1 protein-coding gene is annotated in these 1,643 nt (G+C 68.0%); it reads left to right on the top strand.

What is annotated here, in order from left to right; all coding sequences use genetic code 11:
- A partial coding sequence (acs, locus tag C3Y15_RS31355) for an acetate--CoA ligase (RefSeq protein ID WP_124260316.1) occupies positions 1 to 1,643 on the top strand: 1,643 nt, incomplete at both ends.

Genomic DNA, 1,643 nt, shown 5'->3' with positions numbered 1-1,643 from the left:
GCGACCATTTCCGGCATGCCGGCCTACCGTGCGCTCGTCGCCGAGGCCGAGCAGGACTACGAGGGCTTCTGGGCGCGTCTCGCGCGCGAGAACCTGAGCTGGCACAAGCCGTTCACCAAGGTGCTCGACGAGAGCAACGCGCCGTTCTGCACGTGGTTCGACGACGGCGAGCTCAACGCGTCGTACAACTGCCTCGACCGTCACGTCGAAGCCGGCAACGGCCAGCGCGTCGCCGTGATCTTCGAGGCCGACGACGGCACCGTCACGCGCGTCACCTACGCCGAGCTGCTCGCGCGCGTGTCGCGCTTCGCCAATGCGCTGAAAAAACGCGGCATCGGCAAGGGCGATCGCGTCGTCATCTACATCCCGATGTCGATCGAAGGCATCGTCGCGATGCAGGCCTGCGCGCGCATCGGCGCCACGCACTCGGTCGTGTTCGGCGGCTTCTCCGCCAAATCGCTGAACGAACGGCTCGTCGACGTCGGCGCGGTCGCGCTGATCACCGCCGACGAGCAGGCGCGCGGCGGCAAGACGCTCCCGCTCAAGAGCATCGCCGACGAAGCGATCGCGATGGGCGGCTGCGACGCGGTCAAGAGCGTGATCGTCTATCGCCGCACCGGCGGCAAGATCGACTGGCATGCCGGGCGCGATCTGTGGATGCACGAGCTCGCCGACGCCGAGTCCGACCACTGCCCGCCAGAATGGGTCGGCGCCGAGCATCCGCTGTTCATTCTCTACACCTCCGGCTCGACCGGGAAGCCCAAGGGTGTGCAGCACAGCACCGGCGGCTACCTGCTGTGGGCCGCGCAGACGATGAAGTGGACCTTCGACTGGAAGCCCGACGACGTGTTCTGGTGTACGGCCGACATCGGCTGGGTCACCGGCCACACGTACATCACCTACGGGCCGCTCGCATGCGGCGGCACGCAGGTCGTGTTCGAGGGCGTGCCGACCTACCCGGACGCCGGGCGCTTCTGGAAGATGATCGCCGACCACAAGGTCAGCGTGTTCTATACCGCGCCGACCGCGATCCGTTCGCTGATCAAGGCCGCCGACGCCGACGACAAGGTCCACCCGAAGAGCTACGACCTGTCGAGCCTGCGCATCATCGGCACGGTCGGCGAGCCGATCAATCCGGACGCGTGGATGTGGTATCACAAGCACGTGGGCGGCGAGCGCTGCCCGATCGTCGACACCTGGTGGCAAACCGAAACCGGCGGCCACATGATCACGCCGCTGCCGGGCGCGACGCCGACGGTGCCCGGTTCGTGCACGCTGCCGCTGCCGGGGATCATGGCCGCGGTGGTCGACGAGACGGGCCAGGACGTGCCCAACGGGCAAGGCGGGATCCTGGTGGTCAAGCGTCCGTGGCCGTCGATGATCCGCACGATCTGGGGCGACCCGGAGCGCTTCAAGAAGAGCTACTACCCTGAGGAGCTCGGCGGCGGGCTGTATCTGGCGGGCGACGGCACGGTGCGCGACAAGGACACCGGTTACTTCACGATCATGGGGCGCATCGACGACGTGCTGAACGTGTCGGGCCACCGGCTCGGCACGATGGAGATCGAGTCGGCGCTGGTGTCGCACGAGCTGGTGGCGGAAGCGGCCGTGGTCGGCCGGCCGGACGACACGACGGGCGAGGC

The organism is Burkholderia sp. B10, from assembly GCF_004368385.1.
GTDB lineage: Bacteria > Pseudomonadota > Gammaproteobacteria > Burkholderiales > Burkholderiaceae > Burkholderia > Burkholderia vietnamiensis.
The sequence above is the reverse complement of the archived record's forward strand: the minus strand, read 5'-3'. Positions and strand labels throughout refer to the sequence as shown.